The 24,829-nt window shown below is 59.4% G+C and carries 26 protein-coding genes and 1 pseudogene; 9 read left to right on the forward strand and 18 right to left on the reverse strand.

Going from position 1 to position 24,829, the window contains the following annotated elements; all coding sequences use genetic code 11:
• Nucleotides 1–29: 29 nt before the first annotated feature.
• The 8 genes from AX755_RS01955 (at nucleotide 30) to arnF (ending at nucleotide 8,252) form a co-directional block, all read left to right on the forward strand.
• Nucleotides 30–536, forward strand: a complete 507-nt coding sequence (locus AX755_RS01955; protein ID WP_029883623.1) for a phenolic acid decarboxylase — start codon at nucleotides 30–32, stop codon at nucleotides 534–536.
• A 325-nt stretch (nucleotides 537–861) separates the two neighbouring features.
• The gene (gene arnB, locus AX755_RS01960; RefSeq protein ID WP_058650531.1) at nucleotides 862–2,001 is read left to right on the forward strand and encodes a UDP-4-amino-4-deoxy-L-arabinose aminotransferase; all 1,140 of its coding nucleotides are present in this window, start codon (nucleotides 862–864) and stop codon (nucleotides 1,999–2,001) included.
• Nucleotide 2,002: 1 nt separating this feature from the next.
• A complete protein-coding gene (gene arnC, locus AX755_RS01965; RefSeq protein ID WP_062856194.1) occupies nucleotides 2,003–2,986 on the forward strand; it encodes an undecaprenyl-phosphate 4-deoxy-4-formamido-L-arabinose transferase in 984 nt (327 codons plus the stop codon).
• A complete protein-coding gene (arnA, locus tag AX755_RS01970; RefSeq protein ID WP_062856195.1) occupies nucleotides 2,983–4,965 on the forward strand; it encodes a bifunctional UDP-4-amino-4-deoxy-L-arabinose formyltransferase/UDP-glucuronic acid oxidase ArnA in 1,983 nt (660 codons plus the stop codon). The genes arnC and arnA overlap by 4 nt, the downstream gene beginning before the upstream one ends.
• Entirely contained in the window at nucleotides 4,962–5,864 is a 903-nt protein-coding gene (gene arnD / locus AX755_RS01975) for a 4-deoxy-4-formamido-L-arabinose-phosphoundecaprenol deformylase (RefSeq protein ID WP_057071772.1), read from the forward strand. Before arnA ends, arnD begins: the two co-directional genes overlap by 4 nt.
• A complete protein-coding gene (gene arnT, locus AX755_RS01980) occupies nucleotides 5,861–7,516 on the forward strand; it encodes a lipid IV(A) 4-amino-4-deoxy-L-arabinosyltransferase (protein WP_062856196.1) in 1,656 nt (551 codons plus the stop codon). The genes arnD and arnT overlap by 4 nt, the downstream gene beginning before the upstream one ends.
• Nucleotides 7,513–7,851, forward strand: coding sequence for a 4-amino-4-deoxy-L-arabinose-phosphoundecaprenol flippase subunit ArnE (gene arnE / locus AX755_RS01985; protein WP_062856197.1), 339 nt, complete (start codon nucleotides 7,513–7,515; stop codon nucleotides 7,849–7,851). The genes arnT and arnE overlap by 4 nt, the downstream gene beginning before the upstream one ends.
• Complete coding sequence (gene arnF / locus AX755_RS01990; RefSeq protein ID WP_013099171.1) at nucleotides 7,848–8,252, forward strand: 4-amino-4-deoxy-L-arabinose-phosphoundecaprenol flippase subunit ArnF; 405 nt, start codon at nucleotides 7,848–7,850, stop codon at nucleotides 8,250–8,252. The genes arnE and arnF overlap by 4 nt, the downstream gene beginning before the upstream one ends.
• On the opposite strand, the gene acpT is transcribed toward arnF, so the two are convergent.
• From acpT to AX755_RS02080, 18 genes are all read right to left on the reverse strand, one after another.
• Nucleotides 8,185–8,802: a 4'-phosphopantetheinyl transferase AcpT gene (gene acpT, locus AX755_RS01995; RefSeq protein WP_062856198.1), complete on the reverse strand. Its 618-nt coding sequence runs from the start codon at nucleotides 8,800–8,802 to the stop codon at nucleotides 8,185–8,187. The two genes, arnF and acpT, sit on opposite strands and share 68 nt — an antisense overlap.
• 2 nt (nucleotides 8,803–8,804) lie before the next feature.
• Complete coding sequence (locus AX755_RS02000; RefSeq protein WP_020687725.1) at nucleotides 8,805–10,034, reverse strand: beta-ketoacyl-ACP synthase; 1,230 nt, start codon at nucleotides 10,032–10,034, stop codon at nucleotides 8,805–8,807.
• Complete coding sequence (locus tag AX755_RS02005; protein ID WP_062856199.1) at nucleotides 10,031–10,762, reverse strand: 3-ketoacyl-ACP reductase FabG2; 732 nt, start codon at nucleotides 10,760–10,762, stop codon at nucleotides 10,031–10,033. Before AX755_RS02005 ends, AX755_RS02000 begins: the two co-directional genes overlap by 4 nt.
• Nucleotides 10,759–11,232 carry an ApeP family dehydratase gene (locus AX755_RS02010; protein WP_023620062.1) on the reverse strand — a complete coding sequence of 158 codons (474 nt, stop codon included), beginning with the start codon at nucleotides 11,230–11,232 and terminating at the stop codon, nucleotides 10,759–10,761. The genes AX755_RS02005 and AX755_RS02010 overlap by 4 nt, the downstream gene beginning before the upstream one ends.
• Nucleotides 11,229–12,398, reverse strand: coding sequence for a beta-ketoacyl-[acyl-carrier-protein] synthase family protein (locus tag AX755_RS02015; RefSeq protein WP_062856200.1), 1,170 nt, complete (start codon nucleotides 12,396–12,398; stop codon nucleotides 11,229–11,231). Before AX755_RS02015 ends, AX755_RS02010 begins: the two co-directional genes overlap by 4 nt.
• 1 nt (nucleotide 12,399) lies before the next feature.
• Nucleotides 12,400–12,978 (reverse strand): DUF3261 domain-containing protein, encoded by a 579-nt coding sequence (locus tag AX755_RS02020; RefSeq protein ID WP_057071767.1) that lies wholly within the window; start codon nucleotides 12,976–12,978, stop codon nucleotides 12,400–12,402.
• Nucleotides 12,978–15,299, reverse strand: a complete 2,322-nt coding sequence (locus tag AX755_RS02025) for an MMPL family transporter (protein WP_062856201.1) — start codon at nucleotides 15,297–15,299, stop codon at nucleotides 12,978–12,980. The genes AX755_RS02020 and AX755_RS02025 overlap by 1 nt, the downstream gene beginning before the upstream one ends.
• Nucleotides 15,268–15,873, reverse strand: a complete 606-nt coding sequence (locus tag AX755_RS02030) for a LolA family protein (protein ID WP_062856202.1) — start codon at nucleotides 15,871–15,873, stop codon at nucleotides 15,268–15,270. The genes AX755_RS02025 and AX755_RS02030 overlap by 32 nt, the downstream gene beginning before the upstream one ends.
• Nucleotides 15,870–16,292 carry an acyl-CoA thioesterase gene (locus AX755_RS02035; protein WP_023620066.1) on the reverse strand — a complete coding sequence of 141 codons (423 nt, stop codon included), beginning with the start codon at nucleotides 16,290–16,292 and terminating at the stop codon, nucleotides 15,870–15,872. Before AX755_RS02035 ends, AX755_RS02030 begins: the two co-directional genes overlap by 4 nt.
• 3 nt (nucleotides 16,293–16,295) lie before the next feature.
• Nucleotides 16,296–17,987 (reverse strand): glycosyltransferase family 2 protein, encoded by a 1,692-nt coding sequence (locus AX755_RS02040; RefSeq protein WP_062856203.1) that lies wholly within the window; start codon nucleotides 17,985–17,987, stop codon nucleotides 16,296–16,298.
• Nucleotides 17,978–18,331, reverse strand: a complete 354-nt coding sequence (locus AX755_RS02045) for an ApeI family dehydratase (protein ID WP_013099160.1) — start codon at nucleotides 18,329–18,331, stop codon at nucleotides 17,978–17,980. Before AX755_RS02045 ends, AX755_RS02040 begins: the two co-directional genes overlap by 10 nt.
• Nucleotides 18,318–19,667: an AMP-binding protein gene (locus AX755_RS02050; RefSeq protein ID WP_062856204.1), complete on the reverse strand. Its 1,350-nt coding sequence runs from the start codon at nucleotides 19,665–19,667 to the stop codon at nucleotides 18,318–18,320. The genes AX755_RS02045 and AX755_RS02050 overlap by 14 nt, the downstream gene beginning before the upstream one ends.
• On the reverse strand, nucleotides 19,660–20,256 hold the full coding sequence (locus AX755_RS02055; RefSeq protein WP_062856205.1) for a hypothetical protein: 597 nt from the start codon (nucleotides 20,254–20,256) through the stop codon (nucleotides 19,660–19,662). Before AX755_RS02055 ends, AX755_RS02050 begins: the two co-directional genes overlap by 8 nt.
• Complete coding sequence (locus tag AX755_RS02060) at nucleotides 20,228–20,479, reverse strand: acyl carrier protein (RefSeq protein WP_020687737.1); 252 nt, start codon at nucleotides 20,477–20,479, stop codon at nucleotides 20,228–20,230. Before AX755_RS02060 ends, AX755_RS02055 begins: the two co-directional genes overlap by 29 nt.
• A 12-nt stretch (nucleotides 20,480–20,491) precedes the next feature.
• Nucleotides 20,492–20,749, reverse strand: coding sequence for a phosphopantetheine-binding protein (locus AX755_RS02065; protein WP_010436544.1), 258 nt, complete (start codon nucleotides 20,747–20,749; stop codon nucleotides 20,492–20,494).
• On the reverse strand, nucleotides 20,730–21,545 hold the full coding sequence (locus AX755_RS02070) for a lysophospholipid acyltransferase family protein (protein WP_013099156.1): 816 nt from the start codon (nucleotides 21,543–21,545) through the stop codon (nucleotides 20,730–20,732). The genes AX755_RS02065 and AX755_RS02070 overlap by 20 nt, the downstream gene beginning before the upstream one ends.
• Nucleotides 21,542–22,264, reverse strand: a complete 723-nt coding sequence (locus AX755_RS02075; protein WP_029883610.1) for a beta-ketoacyl synthase chain length factor — start codon at nucleotides 22,262–22,264, stop codon at nucleotides 21,542–21,544. Before AX755_RS02075 ends, AX755_RS02070 begins: the two co-directional genes overlap by 4 nt.
• Before the next feature lie 150 nt (nucleotides 22,265–22,414).
• Nucleotides 22,415–23,464: an AI-2E family transporter gene (locus tag AX755_RS02080; protein WP_013099154.1), complete on the reverse strand. Its 1,050-nt coding sequence runs from the start codon at nucleotides 23,462–23,464 to the stop codon at nucleotides 22,415–22,417.
• Nucleotides 23,465–23,573: 109 nt separating this feature from the next.
• Here AX755_RS02080 and AX755_RS02085 point away from each other — a divergent pair.
• Nucleotides 23,574–24,826: pseudogene (locus AX755_RS02085) on the forward strand (MFS transporter).
• The last annotated feature ends 3 nt before the right edge of the window (nucleotides 24,827–24,829 follow it).

Below are 24,829 nucleotides of genomic sequence, written 5' to 3' on the forward strand. Positions count from 1 at the left end.
TCGTCTCATCAAAACAAAGGAGACATTATATGAGCACCTTCGACAAACACGACTTAAGCGGCTTCATCGGCAAACATCTGGTTTATACCTACGATAATGGCTGGAACTACGAGATTTATATCAAAAATGAAAATACCATCGATTACCGTATTCACAGCGGCCTGGTGGGGAATCGTTGGGTAAAAGATCAGCAGGTGTATGTTGTTCGCGTAGGTGAGAGTATTTATAAAATTTCCTGGACTGAACCCACCGGCACCGACGTTAGCCTGATTGTGAACCTTGGGGACAAACTGTTCCATGGCACTATCTTCTTCCCGCGTTGGGTCATGAACAACCCGGAAAAAACCGTCTGCTTCCAGAACGATCACATTCCACTGATGAACAGCTATCGCGATGCAGGTCCGGCCTATCCAACAGAAGTGATTGATGAATTTGCCACCATTACCTTCGTGCGCGACTGTGGGGCCAACGATGACAGCGTAATTGCGTGTGCGGCCAGTGAATTGCCCGCTGACTTCCCAAATAATTTAAAATAAGCGCGACAATTAACTAAAAAGAAAAGTTCCCGGTTATTTCTGTTTTTAAAGAAATAACCGGGATTTTTTTTGTTTGTTGAGCTTTGGTTTAAACGTTACATTTTGAAGAAAATTGAGTGCTGTCACAAAATAAATAATTCATAATTTTATAACTTTATGTTTTTAAAGGTATTTAAATTCATGTGAAAACATTTTAATTCCCTCTCTTAATTTTTCCCTAAGAAATGAGCGCTACCTTGATATGAGTTTATGAACCGTTGAAATAAACGGTCCGCTAATTGGTTAATATCAAAAGCATGCCATTCTTATTGCAAGGAAATTAATGATGAGTGATTTTTTGCCTTTTTCCCGCCCCTCAATGGGTAATGAGGAAATCGCGGCGTTGCAGGAGGTATTAACCTCTGGCTGGATCACGACCGGGCCGAAAAATCAGGCGCTTGAAGAGGCATTTTGTCAGCTGACCGGGAATCACCACGCCATAGCCGTCAGTTCGGCAACTGCCGGGATGCACGTCACCCTGATGGCGCTGGGTATTGGCCCTGGCGATGACGTCATCACCCCCTCCCTGACCTGGGTCTCCACGCTGAATATGATCGTTCTGCTGGGGGCAAACCCGGTGATGATCGATGTGGACAAAGATACCCTGATGGTCACCCCGGACGCGGTAGACGCCGCGATTACGCCGCGTACCAAAGCGATTATCCCGGTGCATTACGCCGGTGCGCCGTGTGATATCGATGCTATCCGCGCGGTGGGGGAGCGTCACGGTATTCCGGTGATCGAAGACGCGGCACACGCCGCGGGCACGTACTACAAAGACCGTCACGTGGGCTGGCAGGGCACGGCAATTTTCTCCTTCCACGCCATTAAAAACATGACCTGCGCCGAGGGCGGTCTGGTGGTGACGGATGACGAACAGCTGGCACAAAAAATCCGCAGCCTGAAATTCCACGGTCTGGGCGTCGATGCCTATGACCGCCAGACCCACGGCCGCGCGCCGCAGGCCGAAGTGATCGCGCCCGGCTTTAAATACAACCTCGCGGATATCAACGCCGCGCTGGCGCTGGTGCAGTTGGGCAAACTGAAACAGGCCAATAAACGCCGTCAGGACATCGCCGAACGCTACCTGCGCGAGCTGGCCGACACGCCGTTCCAGCCGCTCACTATTCCATCATGGCCGCATGTGCACGCCTGGCACCTGTTTATTATTCGCGTGGATGAAGCCCGCTGCGGAATCTCCCGCGATAACCTGATGGCGGCCCTGAAGGAGAAGGGCATCGGCACTGGCCTGCATTTCCGCGCGGCACACACCCAAAAATACTACCGCGAGCGTTTTCCTGATGTATCGCTCCCGCATTCTGAATGGAACAGCGCGCGTATTTGTTCTCTCCCACTTTTCCCGGACATGACTCATGACGACACAACCCGCGTCATTACCGCGCTCCATCAGCTTGCAGGACATTGATATGTTCAGTACGCCGCCTGTACAAAAAGTTTCTGTGGTGATCCCCGTTTATAACGAGCAGGAGAGCCTGCCCGAACTGATCCGCCGCACCACCGCCGCCTGCGAGACGCTGGGCAAAGCCTACGAAATCCTGCTGGTGGATGACGGCAGCAGCGATAACTCCGCCCTGATGTTGACCGAGGCCGCGCAGGCCGAAGGCAGCCATATCGTCGCGGTGCTGCTTAACCGCAACTATGGCCAGCATTCGGCCATTATGGCCGGGTTCAGCCACGTGACGGGGGATCTGGTCATCACGCTGGATGCCGATCTGCAAAACCCGCCGGAGGAGATCCCCCGGCTGGTCGCCAAAGCCGACGAAGGGTACGACGTGGTGGGTACGGTACGGCAGAATCGTCAGGATAGCCTGTTCCGCAAGCTGGCTTCCCGCACCATCAACCGCCTGATCCAGCGCACCACCGGCAAAGCGATGGGCGATTACGGCTGCATGCTGCGCGCCTATCGCCGCCATATTGTCGACGCCATGCTGCACTGCCATGAACGCAGCACCTTCATTCCGATTCTGGCGAATACCTTTGCCCGTAAGGCGACGGAGATCCCGGTGCTGCACGCCGAGCGTGAGCACGGGGAGTCGAAGTACAGCTTTATGCGTCTTATCAACCTGATGTACGACCTCATCACCTGCCTGACCACCACGCCGCTACGCCTGCTGAGCGTCTTCGGCAGCATTATCGCGCTGGCCGGGTTTACGCTTTCCGTTTTGCTGGTCGTCCTGCGTCTGGTCTTTGGCCCCCAGTGGGCGGCGGAAGGGGTATTCATGCTCTTTGCCGTGCTGTTCATGTTCATTGGCGCCCAGTTTGTCGGGATGGGCCTGCTCGGTGAGTACATTGGCCGTATCTATAACGATGTTCGCGCACGTCCGCGCTACTTTATTCAACGTGTTGTCCGCCAGGAACACAAAGTCTCTCAAGAGGAAAAACACCCATGAAAGCTGTTGTCTTTGCCTATCACGATATGGGGTGCGCGGGCCTGCTTGCCCTGCTTGAAGCGGGTTATGATATCGCTGCCATCTTCACGCATCCGGACGCCGCAGGCGAGAATAACTTCTTTGGCTCCGTGGCGCGTATCGCCGCCGAGCACGGCATTCCGGTCTACGCGCCGGACGATATCAACCACCCGCTGTGGGTGGATCGCATTCGCGACACCGCCCCGGATGTCATCTTCTCGTTCTACTACCGCAACCTGATTTGCGACGATATTTTACGTCTGGCGACGAAAGGGGCATTTAACCTTCACGGCTCATTGCTGCCCGCCTACCGTGGCCGCGCGCCGCTGAACTGGGTGCTGGTGAATGGCGAAACTGAAACCGGCGTGACCCTGCACCGCATGGTGCACCGCGCGGATGCGGGCGCCATCATTGCGCAGCAGCGTGTTGCCATTGATGCGGATGAGACGGCGCTGCAGCTTCATCAGAAACTCTGCTCGGTGGCACAAAGCCTGCTGCGCGATGCACTGCCGACCATCCTGAACGGCACCTTCAGCGAGACCGCTCAGGACGAGAGCAAGGCGAGTTGTTTTGGCCGCCGCACGCCGGAAGACGGCCGTCTGGACTGGAACAAGCCCGCCCGCCAGTTGCACAACCTGGTGCGCGCAGTGACCGACCCCTGGCCGGGGGCGTATAGCTTTGCCGGCGTCAGCAAATTCATCGTCTGGAAATCCCGCGTGCGCGACGATGTCCCGGCCGCGAAACCGGGCACTATCGTCTCTGTCTCTCCGCTGATTGTCAGATGCGGCGAGCAGGCGCTGGAGATCGTGACCGGTCAGACCGACAACGGCGTTTATGTGCAGGGCGCGCAGCTGGCGCAGTCTCTGGGGCTGGTTCCCGGCGCCTTGATCACCAGCGCCCCGGTGGTGGCAATTAAGCGCCGCACCCGCGTGCTGATCCTCGGCGTAAACGGTTTTATTGGTAACCACCTGACCGAGCGTCTGCTGAAAGACGATAACTACGAAATTTATGGCCTCGACATTGGCTCCGATGCCATCAGCCGTTTCCTTGACTGCCCGCGCTTCCATTTCGTGGAAGGGGATATCAGCATCCACTCCGAGTGGATCGAGTACCACATCAAAAAATGCGACGTGGTGCTGCCGCTGGTCGCCATTGCCACGCCGATTGAGTACACCCGCAATCCGCTGCGCGTATTCGAGCTGGACTTTGAAGAGAACCTGAAGATTATCCGCGACTGCGTGAAATACGATAAGCGCATCATCTTCCCGTCCACCTCCGAAGTGTACGGCATGTGTACTGATAAAAACTTCGATGAAGATACCTCTAACCTGGTGGTCGGGCCGATCAACAAGCAGCGCTGGATTTACTCTGTCTCTAAACAGCTGCTGGACCGCGTGATTTGGGCTTACGGCGAGAAAGAAGGGTTGCGCTTTACCCTGTTCCGGCCGTTCAACTGGATGGGGCCACGTCTGGATAACCTGAACGCGGCGCGCATTGGTAGCTCCCGCGCCATTACCCAGCTGATCCTGAACCTGGTGGAAGGCTCGCCCATTAAGCTCATTGAAGGCGGTAAACAAAAACGCTGCTTCACCGACATCAGCGACGGCATCGAAGCCCTGTTCCGCATCATTGAAAACAAGGATGGCCGCTGCAACGGAGAGATCATCAACATCGGCAACCCGGATAACGAAGCGAGCATTCGTGAACTGGCCGAAATGCTGTTGGCAAGCTTTGAGCGCCATCCGCTGCGTAACCAGTTCCCGCCGTTTGCAGGATTCCGCGAAGTGGAAAGCAGCAGCTACTATGGCAAAGGCTACCAGGACGTTGAGCACCGCAAGCCGAGCATTCGCAATGCGAAGCGCTGCCTGAACTGGACGCCAACGGTGAAGATGGAGCAGACCATTGATGAGACGCTCGATTTCTTCCTGCGCACCGTGGAGCTGTCGGAACAGGCCTCATGAAAAAAGTCGGTTTACGCATTGATGTCGATACCTTCAGGGGAACGCGTGACGGCGTTCCCGGACTGCTGAGGCTGCTGAGCAAGCACGATGTGCGTGCCAGCATCTTCTTCAGCGTGGGGCCAGACAACATGGGACGTCATTTATGGCGTCTGGTTAAACCGGCATTTCTGTTCAAAATGCTGCGCTCGCGCGCAGCATCGCTCTATGGCTGGGATATTTTGCTGGCCGGTACCGCATGGCCCGGCAGGCGTATCGGCGCGGGTAACGAAGCCATCATCCGTGAAGCGGCGCAGCACCATGAGGTCGGCCTGCATGCCTGGGATCACCATGCCTGGCAGGCCTGGGCGGGCGTCTGGGACATTCCTCGCCTGGCCCGGGAAATCGAGCGTGGTCTGCGGGAGCTGGAGGCCATTATCGGGCAGTCGGTGCGTTGCTCCGCCGTGGCCGGATGGCGTGCGGATCAACGCGTCGTGAAAGCCAAAGAGCCGTTCGCGTTTCGCTACAACAGCGATTGCCGGGGCAGCGGACCTTTTTTACCGCAGCTCGGTGAAAGCCGCGTTGGCACGGTGCAAATCCCGGTCACCCTGCCCACCTGGGATGAAGTGGTGGGGCGCGAGGTGACCGCCGACGGCTTCAACCGCTACATTCTGGACTGTATACATCGCGATACCGGCACGCCGGTCTACACCATCCACGCCGAGGTGGAAGGGATTGCGTATCAGCATGATTTCGATGCGCTGTTGACGCTGGCGGCGCAGGAGGGGATTCAGTTCTGCCCGTTGATCGACCTGCTGCCAGACGATCTCAGTACGCTGCCCGTCGGCAAAATCGTGCGAAGTGAAATGGCTGGCCGGGAAGGCTGGCTTGGCTATCAACAAACCGTGAGTCCGGTACCATGAAAGTCGCCCGTTATGGCTTAGGGCTTTTCGCCCTGTTTATTGTTTACTATCTCATTCCGGTTGATATCCGTCTGTTATGGCAGCCTGATGAAACGCGCTATGCGGAAATCAGCCGTGAAATGCTCGCCTCCGGCAACTGGATTGTGCCGCATTTTCTGGGGCTGCGTTACTTTGAAAAGCCGATTGCTGGCTACTGGGTCAACAGCCTCGGGCAACTGCTGTTTGGCCATACAAACTTTGCCGTGCGCGCCGGGGCCATCTTTTCCACCGGCCTGACGGCGCTACTGGTTATCTGGATGGCCTGGCAACTCTGGCGCGATAAACGCGTTGCCCTGTTCTCCGGCCTTATCTTCCTGACGCTGTTTCTGGTCTATGGCATTGGTACCTATGCCGTGCTCGACCCCATCATCTCCCTGTGGCTGGCGGCGGCGATGTGCAGTTTCTGGCTGGCCTCGCAGGCGCAGACCCTGGCTGGCAAAGCGGGGGGCTACATCGTGCTGGGGCTGGCCTGCGGTATGGGGGTGATGACCAAAGGCTTTCTCGCCCTGGCGGTGCCGGTCCTTGGCGTCCTGCCGTGGGTGATTGCCCAAAAGCGCTGGAAAGAGGTGCTGAGTTTTGGCGGGCTTGCCATCCTGAGCTGCGTGCTTATTGTCTTGCCCTGGGGGCTGGCGATTGCCCAGCGTGAACCCGATTTCTGGCGCTACTTCTTCTGGGTTGAACACATTCAGCGTTTTGCCCAGAGCGACGCCCAGCACAAAGCCCCGTTCTGGTATTACCTGCCATTCCTGGTCGCGGGCAGTCTGCCTTGGCTGGCGCTGTTGCCCGGTGCGCTGCGTCTGGGCTGGCGTGAAAAACATCCGGCAGGCGGCGGGCTTTATCTGCTCGGTTGGGTGGTGATGCCGCTTTTATTCTTCAGCATTGCCAAAGGCAAGCTGCCTACCTACATCCTGCCGTGTTTTGCCCCGCTGGCGATCCTGATGGCGCGCTATGCCTGCCTCGCTGCGGAAAAGGGGGCCAGCGTGTTACGCATCAATGCCGGGATCAACCTGGCGTTCGGTACCCTCGGTGTCATCGCGGCGTTAGTCGTGTCGCCGTGGGGGCTGGCTAAGCACCCGGTCTGGACATCGGTCGAGCTGTTTAAAGTCTTCTGCGCGGTGGTGGCCTTTCTCGTCTGGGCCGTGGTGGGCTGGTTTAGCTTCAGACGGAGCCAGCAGCGCTGGTGGCTGGCGGCGCTGTGCCCTGCCGGGCTGGCGTTGCTGATTGGTTTTGCTATTCCCAACCTGGTGGTGGACTCCAAACAGCCGCAGTCGCTGGTGGATACCGTGCGCGACCCGCTCCAGCAGAGCCGGTTCGTGCTGGCCGATAACGTCGGCGTGGCGGCAGGGCTGGCGTGGGAGCTTAAGCGTAATGACATCATCATGTTTGGTCAGAGCGGTGAGCTGCGTTACGGGCTGGATTATCCGGACGTGAAAGACCGCTTTATCATTAAAGATGACTTTGCGCAGTGGCTGGCGAGGCATCGCCAGCAGGGGAGCGTGTCGCTGGTGATCCTGCTGTCGAAGAACGACGATCTGAACCGGGATAACCTGCCAAAGCCGGACTACCTGTATATCCAGGGGCGGCTGGCTTACCTGCAGTATCTGCCGCAATGATGACCTGGCTTTGGCTGGTGCTGGCAAGCCTGCTGACCTGCGCGGGACAGCTCTGTCAGAAACAAGCGACCCGTCCGGCGAAAACCGGGCGGCGTGGTGCGCATATTGTGCTGTGGCTGGGGCTCGCCTTGCTGGCGCTGGGCTGCGGCATGCTGGTCTGGCTGGTGGTATTGCAGCGTCTTCCCGTCGGGGTCGCCTATCCCATGCTGAGCCTTAATTTTGTCTGGGTGACGCTGGCAGCGAAGGGGCTCTGGCATGAGAAGGTGGTCCGACATCACTGGCTGGGCGTAGGGTTGATTATGATCGGGATTGTTTTGCTGGGAGGAAGCCTGTGAAAGGGGCGTGCTGGGCGTTATGCAGCGTGGCGTTAGTCAGTGCCGCGCAGTTGCTTCTGCGCAGCGCCATGCAGGCGCTTCCGCCCGTCGGCGAGGCGCTGGCATTTTTCAGGGCTCTCTGGCATTTTTCGTCCGGTACCGGCGCGCTGCTGCTGGGGCTGATGGGCTATGTGGCCTCTATGGGCTGCTGGTATCTGGCGCTGCATCGCATGGCGCTCAGCAAAGCGTACGCCTTGCTGAGCCTCAGTTATATTCTGGTGTGGGGCGCGGCGATCCTGCTGCCCGGCTGGGGTGAGTCGTTCTCGTGGCAGGGGCTGGCGGGGGTCGGGTTGATTATGCTGGGCGTGCTGGTGATATTCCTGCCCCGGACATCTCGTGGTGAAAAATCGCCCCGGGGGTAAGGGTGAACGGAGTGGGCGTGCAGACGGCGAGACTCAGCGAGCCAAACTGAAGCTGGCTGACCGAGTGGGCCTCAGAGGTACTGTCGATGCTGACAATCTGCCAGGCGCTGCCGCCTCGCTGCTTCACAATCGCCTCTTTACGCGTCCAGATCCCCCAGAAAGCGGGGAGCTTCGCCTCCTGCGCTTCGCGTTCCAGCTCTGCATGCTCCGCCACGCTGAAAACCGCGTTCGCCAGTGCCTGCCAGTTTTCACGCGGGCGTATCACTTCGATATCGCAGCCTACTTCACCTTCATCGCTCACCAGCAGGGCAATGTCGTCCCCGCTGTGGCTCAGGTTAAACCAGAGCCGATGATCTTTCGCAAAGGCGGGTTTCCCCTGTTCACCGTACACAATGTCGGGCAGCGGAGACGGGGATAATGTCCGGGCGAGCAGCGTCCTGCCTGCCAGCCAGGAACGGTTTCGCGCACCCTGAGGTGCCATATCTGCGAGCGTTGACGCCAGCGGGTCCGCGCAAAGAATGGAGATTTTTCCCAGTATAAACTGGTACATAGTTACGCCCAGCGTTTGATAATGATTGAGGTATTGATGCCGCCAAACGCGAAGTTATTGCTTTGCAGATACTCGCAGTCAATCTGACGGGCTTCCCCCATAATATAATCTAAAGCACCACATTGCTCATCCGGTTGTCTTAAATTGAGCGTCGGGGCAAACCAGCCTTCACGCATCATCTGCACGCTCATCCACGCTTCCAGCGCACCGCAGGCACCTAACGTATGGCCAAAATAGCTCTTCAGCGAGGAGAGGGGGACCCTGTCGCCAAAGATGGCCGCAGTGGCCTGGCTTTCGGCGATATCACCCCGATCGGTGGCGGTGCCGTGGGCGGAAATATACCCGATGTCCGTGGCGCCTAAACCGGCCATTGCCAGCGATTGCTCCATGCAAATCTGCATGGTTTCACGCTGCGGCTGGGTGATATGCGCTGCATCGCAGTTGGTGGCAAAGCCCACGATTTCGCCGTAGATGGTCGCCCCGCGTGCTTTGGCGTGCTCCAGCTCTTCCAGAATCAGCGTGCCTGCCCCTTCGCCGATGACCAGACCATCGCGCGCGGTATCGAAGGGCGACGGCGTGGTTTTCGGCGCGTCGTTGCGCTGGCTGGTGGCGAACAGCGTATCAAATACCGCCGCCTCTGAAGGACAAAGCTCCTCGGCGCCCCCGGCGACCATAACGGTCTGATAACCATGGCGAATGGCTTCCCAGGCGTAACCAATCGCCTGGCTGCCGGAGGTACAGGCACTCGACGTGGGAATGACGCGCCCCCGCAGACCAAAGAACAGGCCGGTATTGACCGCGGTGGTGTGCGGCATCATCTGCACATAGGTGGTGCCGGTGATGTTGTTGGTGTGTTTTTCCATCAGCATGGAGGCAAAGTCGCTTACCGGGCCCGTGCTGCCCGTGGACGACCCATAGGCGATGCCGGTTTGCCCCTGCGTCAGTACCGGGTCATCGATCAGGCCCGCCTGCTCAAGCGCCAGTTCGGTGGCGCGGGTGGAGAGCAGCGACACGCGGCCCATGGCGCGAATGCGCTTGCGGGTATAGTGTGCCGGAAGGGTGAAATCCTCGATGGGGGCGGCCAGCAGCGTTTGCAGACCGGCATACTCTTGCCACTCCGTCATGGTGCGCACGGCGTTTTCGTAGCCGAGCAGCCGCTGTGAAATGGTCGGCCAGTCCTCGCCAAAGGCGGTCACGCCTCCCATTCCCGTAATCACCACCCGACGCGTCATAACATCCCCCCGTTGATCGAGATCACCTGGCGTGTCACATAGCCTGCCCGGTCCGACATCAGATAACTCGCCAGACCGGCCACCTCGTCCGCCTGACCCATGCGCTGCATCGGGATCATGGACATGGCCTCTTTCAGCGCGGCCTCTTCCATCTCGATCATGCCGGTATCAATCAGCCCGGGCGCGATGCAGTTGACGGTAATTTTGCGTTTTGCCAGTTCAATGGCCAGCGCTTTGGTGGCGCCGATGATACCGGCCTTGGCGGCACTGTAGTTCACCTGTCCGCGGTTGCCCATCACGCCTGACACGGACGACAGGGTGATAATCCGCCCGCCCTTGCGGGTTGTGATCATCGGCATGATGCAGGGATGAATAACGTTATAGAAACTGTCGAGGTTGGTGTGGATGACGCTGTCCCAGTCCTCGTCTCTGAGCGCCGGAAACGCGCCATCGCGGGTTATCCCGGCATTGTTGACCACGCCATACCATGCGCCAAAGGTGCTGATTTCCTGTTCCAGAACCTCGCGGCACTGCTCGCGGTTGCCCACGTCAAAGGTCAGTAAACGACCCGTTCCGCCAGCCTGAACAATGGCCTCCAGCGTCTCATGCGCCCCATCAGCATCGCGATGGTAATGCACGCCTACGGTGAAACCGTCAGCGGCAAGCTGACAGGCGATGGCGCGGCCAATGCCTTTGCTGGCGCCGGTGACCAGTACGGAACGTGTCATGATGAAGCTCCCTGAGAGAAAAGTGAGGTTAATTCGTCCTCGCTGGGCTGGAACGTATTCACACGGCCCGTGGCAAGGGGGGCGTTATCCGTCTGGATTGTGCATTCAAAGCTGCCAAAGCGTTCGTCCTGCATCAGGCGCTCAATGGTAATGGTTAACGTAGTGCCTGCAGCAAAGCGGCCCGTGCTGCACACCAGCTCGCGAGCGCCCAGCACCATGCCCAGCGGGCTGTGGGGCAGGCCTTTTTGCAGACGGTGCCATTCAGACCAGACGCCCACGGTCTGGGCCATCAGTTCCAGCGCAAACCAGCCCGGCAGATCGCCGTCAACGTTCAGGAACGGCGCAAGCACACCGTGCCCGTCGACCGTGACGCTGCACACCGCGCTGCTGTCGGTGACACGCTCAACGCGCTCCAGCAGCATCATCGGTGCGTCGTGAGGCAGGTAGTCGGCGGGGGATAAATAACTCATGACACTCTCCCCAGCAGAAGGCTGGCGTTGTTACCGCCAAAGGCGAATGAGTTCGATAAAATCACCGGTTTTGTCAGCGGCGCATGCTGATGCAGCAGGCCGCAGGGCGGCAGCGTGTCGTCCGGCGCGTAGCGGGAAAAATCCTGCGGCGGCAGCGGCAGGTCACGGGTCAGGATCAGCCAGCTTAATGCGGCTTCAGTGATCCCGGCCGCGCCAAGCGTATGGCCGGTGAGGTGTTTGGTGGAGCTGCACGGTACCCGGTCGCCAAAGAGGGCGTTAATCACGTGCGCCTCAATCCGATCGTTGAGGGGAGTGGCGGTGCCGTGCAAATTAATATAGCCCACGTCATCTGCCGTCATGCCTGCCTCCTTCAGCGCCTGGGTAATGGCGCGAATGGCGCCTTCTCCCTCGGGATGTGGGGCAGAGATATGGTACGCATCGCTCGATTCACCCGCCCCCAGCAGCGCAACTTGATCCGGTTCGCGCGTCAGCACCATGAGGGCCGCCGCTTCACCGATGGTGATCCCCCGACGGTCTCGGCCAAACGGTTCGCACTGCGTGGGCGAGAGCGATTCAAGGCTGTTAAAACCATTGACCGGCATACGGCTTAAGCTGTCTGCCCCGCCTACAAGGGCGACGTCAACCAGTCCGGCCTCAATCAGGCGCTGTCCGCTGATGATCGCCCGGGCGCTGGAGGAGCAGGCAGTCGAAATGGTATACGCCGGGCCATCCAGCTGCAGCCAGTTGGTGAGGAAGCGGGAGGGGTCGCCCAGCTCCTGCTGCGGGTACTGCCATTGCGGGCTGCGTTCGCCGTTCAGGGAGAGGCGCACGTACTCATCGCCTTCATCCAGCCCTGAGGTGCTGGTGCCCAGCACCACCGCCACGCGGTCGCGGCCCACGCGGGCGATGGCTGCCTCAACGGCAGGCTGAATCTGTGCCAGCGCCGCCAGCAACAGCTGATTATTACGGCTGCGGTGTGCTGCCAGGCTATCCGGTATCGGCGGCAGTTCACCCTCAACGCCGCCCAGCATGGCATCAGGTAAGCCTTGCAGCCATCCGGCGCGATGACGCATACCCGGCGCAACCCCGGCGTTCAGGTTGGCCGCGATCTCATCGGCCGAGTTGCCCAGCGCGTTGACCATGCCAACAGCGGAAATGTAAATCATCTCAGTCACCCAGATATTGAATGGTGATGTGGTATTTAAAAACGTGCTGCGCAATGCTGATCGGCTCGCGCTTACCGTTGCGTTGCAGGTAGACAATCTCGGTGACCAGCTTGCCGTCAGGGTTACGCAGTTCGCGTCGGGTGCCAGTATCCTTTAGCGTCCAGCCCTTCGGCAACTGCGGCTGCCAGGCGCTGAGCGGCCAGTGGCTGAGCATCACATCCGCCAGCACCTGGCTGGCGGGCGGTAGCTGGGGCATAACGACCGACTGCTCGGTATGGATCCCGGTGTTGTCATAGGTCGCGAGAAACAGGCGGATCCCCACCGACGAGAGCCCGGCAAGCGTCACTTTTTGCCCGTCTGCGTTCAGCAGAACCAGCAGCGACTGGGTCTGACCGTTAAACCGGCCGGTCAGCAACTGCTGAGAACGGATGGCTGGCGTAATGCCCGGCGGTGGCAGCGTCACCTGCGTGCCCGGCTGAAGCCAGGCCTGCGGGCGAGTTTCTTCAGTATCGGTCGAATGGCTGCAGCCTGCCAGCAGCAGCGTCGCAGCCAGCGCGGCGGCGCGGTAAAAAGCGTTCATCATGGTTTTCTCTCGTCCCTGGCCGGCATCGCCAGCGGGGCCAGCAGGAAGGCGGTGAAAATACCGCTTACCAGCACAATTCCAAAGCTGCTGATGGCCTGCGTCGCGCTGAACACCAGCATGCCCAGCGTCAGCAGCGTGGTCATCATCGCCAGGGTGATAGCCAGCATCGACGTCAGCGGCGTGCCGCGTGGGTTGCTGAAAAACAGCGTGTAGTTGATGCCAATGCCGAGCACCAGCACCAGCGCCAGCAGTGAAAACAGATTGACGGAATGCCCGGCGACGGCCAGCGCCGCCAGCCCACAACTGAGCGACAGTACCGACGGCACCAGGCTGATAAGCCCCTGACGCCAGCCAAGTCGGATTATGGCGCCGCAGGCAATCGCCGCCAGCGCTACGCACAGTAGCCCCGTCAGCAGGGTGCGGTAGAGGGCAAACAGGCTGTCAAAACTGGCCTTACGATCGATCCAGACGACCCCTTCATGCTGTGCCGCCCGTTCACTTAGCGCCGTACTGTTTTTGACGCCGTCCACCGGGACGAGCACGCCGCTTTCGCCGCCCGGCAGGGTCAGCCAGAGCAGACGCCAGCCTTCGCTGGCCGGACTGGCAAGCCAGGCGTCCACGCTGACAGGCATTGGCGTCAGATCCGGTGAGACGGTGTTCAGTCCGGCGCTGTGCAGCACGTTCATTACCGCAGGCGCAGCGTGGTGCAGCAGCGCCAGATCGCTTTTTTGACGCTTCATGGAGTTCAGCGGCAGGGGTCGCCAGCTTGCCAGCTCACCCGCTTTTTGCGCCTGCGCCAGCGCAGGGGTAAAGGCCTCCAGCCGCTCCAGCGTCTGCTGGGCTGACGTGCCGTAAACCACAAACCATTTCTGATCGACGCGCTGGCCGGTCAGGGCGGTAATGGTCTTCTCCTGCGCCAGAATCGTTTTCGGCAGCGCCTGCAACTGGGCGATATCGTCGTCCACCTTCAGGGTGGCAATACCTGCGGCGGAAAGGAGCGCCAGCGTGACGGGCAGGCCAACCGCGAGTGTTTTATTACGTCGCCAGGCGGTCAGCCAGCGCGACATCGCTCTGCTGGCCGGAACCGGGCGTACCGGCAATCCACGGCACAGCCAGGGGTGCCAGAATATCACCGTCAGACACGAGGCGCTCAGCCCCACGGCGGCAAACAGCGCCATCTGGCGGATCCCGGGGAAGGGGGCCAGCATCATAATCAGGTACGCCACGACGGTCGTCAGAAGCGCCAGCAGCAGGGCATTACGCACTTTGTCCAGACTTTGCCACGGCGAGTTTTCGCCACCGTGCACCAGCCGTTCGGTCAGGTAGTAGAGGGTGTAATCGGCCGAAATACCGATGATGCTCATGCTCATCACCAGCGTCATCAGATGCAGCTCGCCAAAGAACAGCAGGGTGGCGACCGTGCCCGCCAGCGCGCCGATGGCAATGGAGATCGCGCACAGCAGCAGCGGACGCAGGGAGCGGAATGTCGCCTCAATCAGCAGGAGTACGCCCAGAAGGGTGGCGACACCCAGCGTGGAGATATCCCGTTTGGCCTGCTGGCTGGCGTAATCGCTGTAAAACACCGTGCCGCGAGACAGCAGTTGCGCCTGTGGATAATGCGTTTTCAGCGTCGCCTGCAGCGCGTTCAGGGTGGTCACCAGCCGGTGGGTTTGCTGCATATCAAAAGAGGAACCGGCCAGCTCGCCGTGCAGCAGATACCAGTAGTTTCCGGCGTCATCCTGCGTCACCAGCCAGCCGTCCATCAGCCGCAGCTTCTGGCTGTTTTGCGCCAGCGCGAGCTGCGCGCCGCGCATCAGCATCAGCGGATCGTTTTGCAGCTCCTTGCCACTCACGCCGGAAAAGGCCGAGTAAAGCTGAGATAAAACCCACTGCGCCTGCGCTTCACCGCCGTTTTGCAGGCGGGCGCGGGTGGCGGGGTCAATCATCCCGTTGCGGTGCTGCCAGAAAAACTCGCCCCAGGCTTGTTGCCCGGGGGCGTCCATGGGCCCTTTGACCTCGCTCAGTGCTCCGCTGCGTTGCAGCAGCGTCAGCCACTGCTGCGCCACGCGCGGATCGGGTTTTTTGCCGGGGCTGACCAGCCAGACCAGCTGACGGTCGAGCCGCTGCATAAAGCCGTCGTTGAGCGCCGGTGAGATCGCCCCCAGCGTCTGTGTAGGTAACATGGCCAGCACGCTGCTGTTCAGGCGCGCGCCGGGCAGCAGCGACACCAGCAGGCCCAGCATAATCAGGCATCCCGCGGCCCAAAGCAGCGCCGGGCGCAGCGATTTACGGTGCGGCAAAGCGTTGGCGTTCGTCATCGGTCAGGCTGGCGGGTGTCAGTCGGTGACTGGAGAGGGTGATATCCGTACGGTCGCCCTGTTTGTCGTTAAGACGAATAGACTCCAGAAAGGTCGCACCGCCCAAATCGAGGGTGGTGAAAATGGTGTTCAGCGGCGTCGTGGTGGGCGTGAGCACCAGCGACCAGCGGCCCTCTCCCAGGTCTTGAAAATCGATGCGGAAATTCTCTTCCAGCACCTTGCGGTCGGTCTGGAACAACGCCCGCAGCAGGTGGTTGAACTGGAACATCTGCGGATTATTGTCGGCGGTAATGGTCTGCGGCGGCTGGCCGTTGATGGTCTGCACCATCCGTTTGTCATCCAGCAGCAGCGTCATGGGGAACGGGGCTTTTTGATCCCACAGCAGGCCGCTGTCACGGGCGATCACCATCTCGCCCTGCGAACGCAGCGGCTGCGGCATGTCTTTGATCGTACGAACCTGCTCGAAGTGAGCGCGCACCACGGGCTGTTGCGTAAACCGCTGCTGCAGTTCATCCAGCGTCACGGCGCTGACCAGCGGGCTAAACATCAGTGCCAGCAAAGGCAACCATTTCATGGCGTGACTCCCATACGTTCAAACAAGATCCCCGGGCTGACAAAGCACATTTCGCGGGTGGCTTCGTCGACCGCCACCTGGATGGTGTAACCGGTGGTGGTGCGTTTACCGGTCTGCGCGTCGAAGATTTGATAGGCAATGCGCAGACGGTTTTCATACTCTTCGATCTGCGCCCGGACCCGGATGCGTTGTTCAAACGTCACCGCATCGCGGTATTTCACCCGCGTATCGACCACCGGCCAGACATAGCCGGAGGCTTTCATCTGGCGATAGCCGTAGTCGAACTGATTGAGCAGCGCTTCGCGGGCTATTTCAAAGTAGCGGAAATAGTTGCCGTGCCAGACTACGCCCATCATGTCGACGTCGTGGAACGGGACGGTGATTTCAACTTCCGTCGTAAAGCGGGGATCGGTCAGCACCCTTTACTCCTTCTCGCTGATTTCGGGCAGTTGCCAGAAATCGAAAAAATTAAACCAGTCGAGCGGTGACAGTAAGGCGTAATGTTCCAGCCGCTGCGCGTAGCGATCGACGGTATGTTGCAGCGCCTGCTGACGTTCACCGCGCGGCAGTAGCAGCGGGTCGGCAAACGGTTCACAGTGCAGGGTCAGCGTCCCCTGCTGGCTGAGGGCAAAAATCAGCACCACCGGACAGCGCAGAATGGAGGCCAGGATAAACGGCCCCTGTGGGAACGGCGCGGGCTGGCCCATAAACGCGCTCCAGATCACACGCCAGCTGCCGCCGCGCTGCGGCGTGACGGCGATACGATCGCCCACGATGGCCACCCATTCGCCGCGATCCAGCTTTTCTTTGATCAGGATAGCGGTCTCCGGGCCGATGTCAGTGACGGGCATCAGGTGAATGCCCGCCTGCGGAGCCATCTCTTCCATAATCTGCTTAAAGCGTTGGGCGTTATCGCTAAAGACCAGGGCGTTGATGGTTTTCCCCCCTTCACGCTGCGCCAGCGCCCGGCAGGCTTCCACGTCGCCAAGATGCGAGGCCAGCAGCAGTTTACCCAGTGGATCGTCCAGCCCCAGCGCCTCGCGGGCACCCGGTGCAAACACCAGATCGCGATGCAGCTTCATCTCGCCGCGCCAGCTGGCCACCTTGTTCAGCATGGCATGACCAAAACGCAGGAAGTGAAAAAAGCTGTTCAGCCGGGGGGGCGGTGGGATCTGTCGCTGTGCCATGACCTCTTTAACCCGCCTCAGCCATTGCCGCGACGCCTGACGCGCCGAACGGGCGGTAAGCCAGTAAACGGCGGTGACCGGCCACAGCAGGAGGGTGAAGGCCTTGCGCCCAAGCAGTTGCCAGACGCGTAACATCAGGCGCATACCCCATAGCCCTTTGACCTCCTGCTGTTGCGCCCAGTGCTGCGGGCGACGGCGCATCAGCAGGGAAGGGATGCGCGGCAGCATCCCCAGGAACAGACGGGTATGCATCAGCGAGATGCGCACGTTGTCTTTTAGCGCATCGAAGTGGGATACACCGTCTGCCGGGTAGGTAACGCGGGTGGGCAGAAAATAGCTGGGCGTGCCCTGCCAGTAGAGGCGGACCATCACTTCAGTATCAAAGTCCATGCGCTTGCCGAGCGGGGTGCGTGCGGCAAGCTGCATCACCGGCGTGATCGGATAGACCCGAAAGCCGCACATGCTGTCTTTAAGCTGCAGGGACAACGTTTCAATCCAGACCCAGACGTGCGTTATCCAGCGTCCGTAAAGGCGCGAACGGGGTATGGAGTCATCGTAAACGGGTTGACCGGAAATCAGCGCCTCGGGGTGACGTTGCGCCAGCGCCAGAAAACGGGGGAGATCTTCAATGGCGTGCTGGCCGTCGGCATCCACCTGGATTGCATGAGTGAAGCTACGCTCTGCGCAGGCTTTCAGCCCCGCCATTACCGCCGCGCCTTTGCCGCTGTTTTTCGCCAGACGCAGCAGCGTAACCAGCGGATGCTGCTCCGCTAACTGCGCCAGGATGTGGCGCGTGCTCTCTTCGCTGCCATCGTCAACCACCAGGCACGGGAGGTCAAACGGTGCCAGACGTGCGAGCACCGCGGCCATCATCGCACCGTGGTTGTAGCAGGGGATCAACACGCAGGGGCGGAACGTTACTGACATAGGCGAATCTTCCCGCTGCTGGCGGTATGGCGTTCACTGCCCGCATGGCGCTGGTAGCTGAAGCTGAGCATCTGACGGGCAGGGTGCCAGTCAAGGATCAGCGTCACCGTGTTGTCCGGCAACAGCGGGGCCGCAAACTTCACATTCTGAATGCTGTGAAAACGGTAGCCCGGTGCCATCAGGGTGGTAGCGTAATGCATCACCCAGTCGAGTTGTGCAACGCCAGGGAGCAGGGGCTGGACAGCAAAATGCCCCTTAAACCAGAGCAGGTCAGGATCAAGATAAAGCGTTATCTCCAGATGCTCCGGATGAGTCTGGTGGCGTTCGATTTCATGAATCTTCATGAAATAACTCCTGTAGCTGTGCAGTCACACGCTTGTTCATGCTGTTGACCGGGATTTCATCGACAATGCGCCAGTAGCGGGGCACGGCAACCGGTTCAAGGCAGGGGCGAAGGGCGCGATGCCACGCGGATTCCTGGGCATTTTTACCCCCGTTGTCTCTGTGCAAGCGCGCCGCGTCACTGAGCACCAGCAGCACGCCAATGGCCTGACGACCACGGCGAGTGACCGCCAGCGCGGCGGCGTCGCAGATGCCGTCCAGCGCCAGTAACCGCTGCTCAATCTCATCGAGCGAAATGCGTTTATCTTCAATTTTAACCACCCGGCCACGGCGTCCGACGATGTTGAACTGCCCGTCAGCCGCGAAATGCAGGATATCATCCAGCACGACTCCTTCAGCCTCGCGGATCAGTGGCGACGTCACCCGATCGCCGTGGAACGTTACGCCGGGAAACGGCTGCCAGAGCGTTGTCTCATCCTGACGGTGACGCCAGGCCATAACGCCCGTTTCGGTGCTGCCGTAAATTTCATCAGGCCAGACGTTCAGCCAGTCATGACAAGGGATGATGTCGCGCCAGGGCAGTTCGCCCCCGGCTGAGAGCAGCAGGGCAACCGGAGGCGGCACAAGCGAGGTGTCGAGCCGCTTGAGGAATGCCGGGCTGCTGATAAAGAGGTACCGTTTGTCCTGCGGCAGCGCTGACAGCTGTTCTGCATACTGCAGCAGGGAGGCGTGCAGCGGCAGACCAAGCGCCATGGGTAAGACAACACGAAACGTCAGGCCATACAGATGATGCAACACCACGGAGGCCACGACGTGACAGCCTGTCAGCCGTTCGCCAAACCGATCGGCGAGCAGACGGGCTTCCCGATCCAGGCCGATCACCGGCTTAATCACCCGCTGCGGCGTGCCGGTGGAGCCAGAGGTAAAGAGCTCGATAACGCGCGTCTCGTCAATGGCAGGCAAGGGGGAAAAGGGGGTGTTTGTCGGCGCAGTGGCGGTGACCAACCGCAGTCGCCCTGAAAACTCGAGCGTGGTGTCGCTCAGGACGCCGCTGAACATGGCCCGCTGTTCGTTAAGCTGCGCCCCCCGGCTGTGCCCGGGGAGCACGGGGGTTTTACCCGCATGAAGCGCCGCCAGCAGGGCGACGATAAAAAGATAGCCGTTTTCAAAACAGAGCGCCCAGCGCTCGCCCTCTTCCTGACGCAGCGCGTCGACCAGCTGCGTAACATCGTGGCGCAGATCGCCCAGCGTCCAGATACGATCGTCAAGCCAGGCGACAGGCGTCTCATCAGGACGCGGGGCGTTTAGCCACTGGCTCAGAGGAAGCGGTTTATCCATCGTTTTTTATTACCTGTTGTCGCACCAGCCATTCACCCGCCATTAACGTTCCCATCAGGATGTAGGAAAGCATCCCGTTCCACAGCGTCCACAGGCGCAGGTCGGCGTACAGCACGGTAAACAGCGCGACTGCGCCGTTGCCGATAAAAAAGCCGCACCAGACTTTCGTCACTTTACGCGTGTAACGAACCCCGGCAGGAGACAACTGGGGCTCCCGTATCCGCGCCAGCCGTTCCACTATCGGCATGGACGTCCACAGCGAGCCCCCAAAGACCACCAGCATCACCAGATTAACGACCACCGGATAAAACAGCACCCACAGGTGAGCGTGAAAAAGGCTCGCCACGCACAGCACTGCCCCGGCCAGCGTCACGCTCAGGAAAACGTAGCGCAAGGGGCCGCGCTGCTGGCGCGTCTGCCAGACACGCAGCAGCAACACCAGCGCCATCAGGGGCAATATCCACGGCAAATGGTGGCTTGCAAGGCCATAGCCAATCAAAAACGGCCAGGCCAGCAGCATCAGGCCCGTCAGTATCGGGATGAGCGGAATGGCAGGCACGTCAGGCGTCGCGCTGGAGTTGTTCCACAACGTCGACGATGTCCTGAACGGTACGCACCGCTTTGAAGGTTTCAGGCTTAATTTTATGCCCCGTCTTCTTCTGCAGGTTAACCACCATATCTACGGCATCAATGCTGTCGAGATCCAGGTCTTCGTAAAGCCGGGCCTGCGGCGTAATGAGCTCAGGGTCGAGTTCAAAAAGTTTAATAAGAAGCGCAGAGACTTCCTGATAAAGGGTTTCTTGTTCTGTCATAGCGGGTCATTCTCAGGCGCGTTGTTGATGAATAAAAGCGGCGAGCGTGGCAACGGAATAGAAGTGCTGACGCATCTCGTCGCTCTCGGCAGAAAGCACTACGCCGTACTGATTTTTCACAGCCAGCCCCAGCTCCAGGGCATCAATAGAGTCCAGACCCAGTCCGTCACCAAACAGCGGAGCGTCGGTGTCGATATCCTCTGGGGTAAGTTCTTCCAGATTCAGCGTAGAGATAATGAGATTCTTAATTTCAAGATAGAGCGCTTGCATCTTTCATTCCTGACAAAGATTGAAGACCGGATGTTAATTGCTGCTGCATATGCCGGTTTAACTGCCTTGCCGCCAGCGCAGGTTCGTGCTGGCTCGCATCGTAAAAATCATGAATGTTGATGCGTTCGCGAACATCCACGGTAAAAATGGGTTTTTTGGGCGGCACATTGTACCAGCGACTCTGTTTATCCAGCATGCGTTCGCTACAGTGGATCACCACCACGCGCAGAGAGCTGTTGCAACGAACGGCAATATTCGCCGCTCCCCGCTGCAGGGTAATGGCTTCGCCCACGCGGGTGCGGGTGCCTTCCGGGAAAATCAGCAGGGTGTCGCCCTGCGCCAGACGCTGCTGGCTGGCACGAAGCAGCGTTTCTGCTTCGCTGTTGATCAGGTAATCGGCTGCACGGATCACGCCGCTGACAAAGGGGTTACGCAGCAGCGCGCTTTTCACCAGACAGTCGGTTTCGTTCATCACCGAGGCGAGGATCACATAGTCCAGCAGCGAAGGATGGTTGGCTATCACCAGGCAGCCGCGCTCGGCGCGCAGAACGTCCAGATTGTTAAAGCGGTAATCCAGCACGCCGGTTCCGCGAACGACCGCCAGGAACAGCCGAAAACTGGCGGAGATGCTGCGTCGCGCCAGTCGGCGGCGTGCCGTGCGATCGCGCTGAAAAATCAGCAGCAGGTTAAACCAGACCAGCGACAGCAGTAGTCCGCCAAGGCCAAACAGGGCGAAGCAAAACCCGGTCATCAGCATGCGCCATAACCGATCGAGGCGGGAGAGGATCTGGCTCATTGGCGCGTCCACTGCCACTGCAAACGCTCGCCTGCCAGGGCAAATTGCCGCGCGTCGCTCAGGTAATGACGCAGGAACTGAAGGCTTTGCGGCAGCGCGGGCTCTTCCCCTGTGCTTTCGCGATGGGTTTCACAGCAGAGCGCGTCGCCGGCTTCAATCACCAGCGCAAGGGCGTAAGGCCAGACGGGCATCTGCGGCGGGAGCCCGGCGTGATAAAACTCGGGCAGGACGCCGTCAAAATCCACCAGCAAAACGCGGGAATAGCCCGCGTGAAGCAGACTCAACACTTCGCACAAACTTTGCTGGAAGGTGTCCATCCCGGCGGAGACCGAGGATGAGACAATCGGCTGACCTGCGGTGATCGTAAGATTGCCGACCGCGGCGTTATGAACAGACATTGCAAAATCGGTGGGGGAGACGGGTTGCTCCGTCGCCAGCGCTTGCAGAATACGGTAGTTGCGTTCCAGCTCGCCATGGCGGCTGCTGTAGACCACGGCATCGATACGATGTTTGCGCAGCATCGCAAGACCAATATCCACCGCCAGCTTACTGCCCGAATTGAGGCGGCGGGCGGTCATCATCGGCAGATCGGTCAGTTTTGCAAGCGGCGCGGCGGGATCGATGGCGTCAGACTGGCGCGACCATGCCTGCCATGCGTCGGCATCGCTGAGTCCTGGCGCTCTGGCCTGCCAGTCGATAATGGTGAGGGTAAATTTCATCTACGCGCGTCCGCGATAAACCTGTTTCTGTGATTTTTACTTCGCAAGCGCGATGTTACAGCGTACATCGTACAGTGTTGTCGCAGGCTTGCGAATAACGTTTCTCCTAAAAATTTCCCGTAGAGTCATGTTCCGTCTCACCCCAGACGATTAACCGGGAAGCCGACTCTTGGGTCGGCCCGGCCCCAGCAGTATCGCCAGTTTGCTGCCGCCCTTGGTGGTCTCCATCCAGATTTTACAGACGCTGGTGAGCGGTACCGACAGCAGCATCCCAACTGGGCCCAGCAGCCATCCCCAAATCAGTAAGGATAAGAACACCACCAGCGTCGACATGCCCAGCCGGTGGCCCATCATCCGTGGTTCAAGAATATTCCCCAGCACCATATGCACCACGAGGAACAGCGCCCCCACCAGCATGCACTCATAGAAGCCATTAAACAGAAACGCCTGAATCATGGGCGGCACGGCGGAGAGTACCGCGCCAATGTTGGGCACGTAGTTCAGCAAAAACGCCAGCACTCCCCACATCAGCGCGAACTGCACGCCCATCAGCATCAGCCCCAGCCAGACAATCACGCCGGTCCATACGCTCAACAGGGTTTTTAAGGCCAGATATTTGGAGACGCCCTTTAACGCGCGGTGTAAACCGGCGATGTGAATTTGCGGATTATTCAGCGCGAAACGCAGCTTATAGGGCACGTGGCGCACTTCGAACAGCATAAACACCACCGTCATGACCAGCAGCAAAATGCTGGCCATAGCGCCGGACAGGCCGGTCATCAGCGTGGTGGCGTAGGTCATGATTTTTTCGGAATCCATCCGGCGCAACATCCGTTCCGGCGAAATATGCAGATTCAGAAACGGCATCATCTCCTGAAGCGCCACGATCTTGCGCGTCAGCTCTTTGTTGTATTGCGGCAGCATCGTGGAGAACTCGCTCAGCGAGGCGGCCAGCACGCCGAAAAGGGCGGTGAGGGCAATCAGCATCACGATAACCACAATGGTTATGGCCACCGGGCGGCTGATACCCCGGCGCAAAAACCAGGTCACCAGCGGGTTAAGCACAATGGCAAAAAAGAGCGCCAGCAGAAGCTGGACAATAATATCGGCGGCAGCATGGATACCGGCGAGGATCACCACCAGAGAGGCGAGTTTTAACAGGATGTGGAGTCCTGCTTTGTCGGGCGGGTTAGGGGTCATTCGTGTTCCTTAATGTGATTGCCCGTTAAGTGTAGTGCGCGGGTTCCGCTTCGTCTGGCACCGTTAATCTGAAAGTCGCTGCTGATTTTCTGCTGGCGTCGTGGTAATAGTGAAACACTGTTGCAAAAATCCAGGTAAAACCTCATGCCCGAACCCGCCGCCGAACCGGCATTAAGCGGATTACGCCTTAATCTGCGCATTGTCTCCGTTGTGATTTTTAACTTTGCCAGTTATCTGACGATTGGCCTGCCGCTGGCGGTGTTGCCGGGCTATGTGCATGACGTGATGGGGTTTAGCGCATTCTGGGCGGGGCTGGTGATTAGCCTGCAGTACTTCGCTACGCTGTTGAGTCGCCCGCATGCGGGTCGCTACGCGGATCTGTTCGGGCCGAAGAGCATTGTGATCACAGGATTATGCGGCTGTTTTCTCAGTGGCCTGAGTTACCTGCTGGCGGCAACGACCAGCCACTGGCCGTTGGTCAGCCTGGTGCTGCTGTGCCTGGGCCGGGTGATCCTCGGTATTGGGCAAAGCCTGGCAGGAACCGGCTCGACGCTGTGGGGCGTAGGCGTGGTCGGGGCACCGCACATTGGCCGGGTGATCTCCTGGAACGGCATTGTCACCTACGGGGCAATGGCGCTTGGCGCCCCGCTTGGGGTGATGTGCTATGCGTATGGCGGACTGTACGGGCTGGCGGGCACCATTATGGTGGTCGCGCTGGTGGCGATCCTGTTTGCCCTGCCGCGTCCGAAAGTGAAGGCCAGCAAAGGTAAACCGCTGCCGTTCCGGGCAGTGCTGGGGCGCGTCTGGCCGTATGGTATGGCACTGGCGCTGGCAACCACCGGCTTTGGGGTGATCGCCACCTTTATCACGCTGTTTTATGACGCCAAAGGCTGGGATGGGGCGGCCTTTGCGTTAACCCTGTTCAGCTGTGCGTTTGTGGGTGCCCGTTTGCTCTTCCCGAACGGTATTAACCGCCTGGGCGGGCTGAATGTGGCGATGATCTGCTTTGCGGTTGAGATTGTCGGGCTGCTGCTGACCGGTATAGCGACCGCGCCGTGGATGGCTAAAGTTGGCGTGTTCTTCGCCGGAGCCGGTTTTTCGCTGGTCTTCCCGGCGCTGGGTGTGGTGGCGGTGAAAGCCGTGCCGCCGCAGAATCAGGGGGCGGCGCTGGCAACCTACACGGTGTTTATGGATATGTCGTTGGGCATTACCGGGCCGCTGGCAGGGCTGGTCATGGCCTGGGCAGGCGTGCCGGTTATCTATCTTGCGGCTGCGGGTCTGGTGGTGATGGCCCTGATGCTCACGTGGCGGCTAAAAAAATGGCCCCCGGTGCAGGCACCGGAGGCCACGTCATCATCCTGACGT

Source organism: Enterobacter sp. SENG-6, assembly GCF_001605945.1.
Classification (GTDB): Bacteria; Pseudomonadota; Gammaproteobacteria; order Enterobacterales; family Enterobacteriaceae; genus Enterobacter; species Enterobacter cloacae.

Bases quoted from the DNA above. Each gene is read 5' to 3' on its own strand.
- AX755_RS01955 (WP_029883623.1), top strand. From the start codon at position 30: ATGAGCACCTTCGACAAACACGACTTAAGCGGCTTCATCGGCAAACAT.
- arnB (WP_058650531.1), top strand. From the start codon at position 862: ATGAGTGATTTTTTGCCTTTTTCCCGCCCCTCAATGGGTAATGAGGAA.
- arnC (WP_062856194.1), top strand. From the start codon at position 2,003: ATGTTCAGTACGCCGCCTGTACAAAAAGTTTCTGTGGTGATCCCCGTT.
- arnA (WP_062856195.1), top strand. From the start codon at position 2,983: ATGAAAGCTGTTGTCTTTGCCTATCACGATATGGGGTGCGCGGGCCTG.
- arnD (WP_057071772.1), top strand. From the start codon at position 4,962: ATGAAAAAAGTCGGTTTACGCATTGATGTCGATACCTTCAGGGGAACG.
- arnT (WP_062856196.1), top strand. From the start codon at position 5,861: ATGAAAGTCGCCCGTTATGGCTTAGGGCTTTTCGCCCTGTTTATTGTT.
- arnE (WP_062856197.1), top strand. From the start codon at position 7,513: ATGATGACCTGGCTTTGGCTGGTGCTGGCAAGCCTGCTGACCTGCGCG.
- acpT (WP_062856198.1), bottom strand. From the start codon at position 8,802: ATGTACCAGTTTATACTGGGAAAAATCTCCATTCTTTGCGCGGACCCG.
- AX755_RS02000 (WP_020687725.1), bottom strand. From the start codon at position 10,034: ATGACGCGTCGGGTGGTGATTACGGGAATGGGAGGCGTGACCGCCTTT.
- AX755_RS02005 (WP_062856199.1), bottom strand. From the start codon at position 10,762: ATGACACGTTCCGTACTGGTCACCGGCGCCAGCAAAGGCATTGGCCGC.
- AX755_RS02010 (WP_023620062.1), bottom strand. From the start codon at position 11,232: ATGAGTTATTTATCCCCCGCCGACTACCTGCCTCACGACGCACCGATG.
- AX755_RS02015 (WP_062856200.1), bottom strand. From the start codon at position 12,398: ATGATTTACATTTCCGCTGTTGGCATGGTCAACGCGCTGGGCAACTCG.
- AX755_RS02020 (WP_057071767.1), bottom strand. From the start codon at position 12,978: ATGAACGCTTTTTACCGCGCCGCCGCGCTGGCTGCGACGCTGCTGCTG.
- AX755_RS02025 (WP_062856201.1), bottom strand. From the start codon at position 15,299: ATGACGAACGCCAACGCTTTGCCGCACCGTAAATCGCTGCGCCCGGCG.
- AX755_RS02030 (WP_062856202.1), bottom strand. From the start codon at position 15,873: ATGAAATGGTTGCCTTTGCTGGCACTGATGTTTAGCCCGCTGGTCAGC.
- AX755_RS02040 (WP_062856203.1), bottom strand. From the start codon at position 17,987: ATGTCAGTAACGTTCCGCCCCTGCGTGTTGATCCCCTGCTACAACCAC.
- AX755_RS02045 (WP_013099160.1), bottom strand. From the start codon at position 18,331: ATGAAGATTCATGAAATCGAACGCCACCAGACTCATCCGGAGCATCTG.
- AX755_RS02050 (WP_062856204.1), bottom strand. From the start codon at position 19,667: ATGGATAAACCGCTTCCTCTGAGCCAGTGGCTAAACGCCCCGCGTCCT.
- AX755_RS02060 (WP_020687737.1), bottom strand. From the start codon at position 20,479: ATGACAGAACAAGAAACCCTTTATCAGGAAGTCTCTGCGCTTCTTATT.
- AX755_RS02065 (WP_010436544.1), bottom strand. From the start codon at position 20,749: ATGCAAGCGCTCTATCTTGAAATTAAGAATCTCATTATCTCTACGCTG.
- AX755_RS02070 (WP_013099156.1), bottom strand. From the start codon at position 21,545: ATGAGCCAGATCCTCTCCCGCCTCGATCGGTTATGGCGCATGCTGATG.
- AX755_RS02075 (WP_029883610.1), bottom strand. From the start codon at position 22,264: ATGAAATTTACCCTCACCATTATCGACTGGCAGGCCAGAGCGCCAGGA.
- AX755_RS02080 (WP_013099154.1), bottom strand. From the start codon at position 23,464: ATGACCCCTAACCCGCCCGACAAAGCAGGACTCCACATCCTGTTAAAA.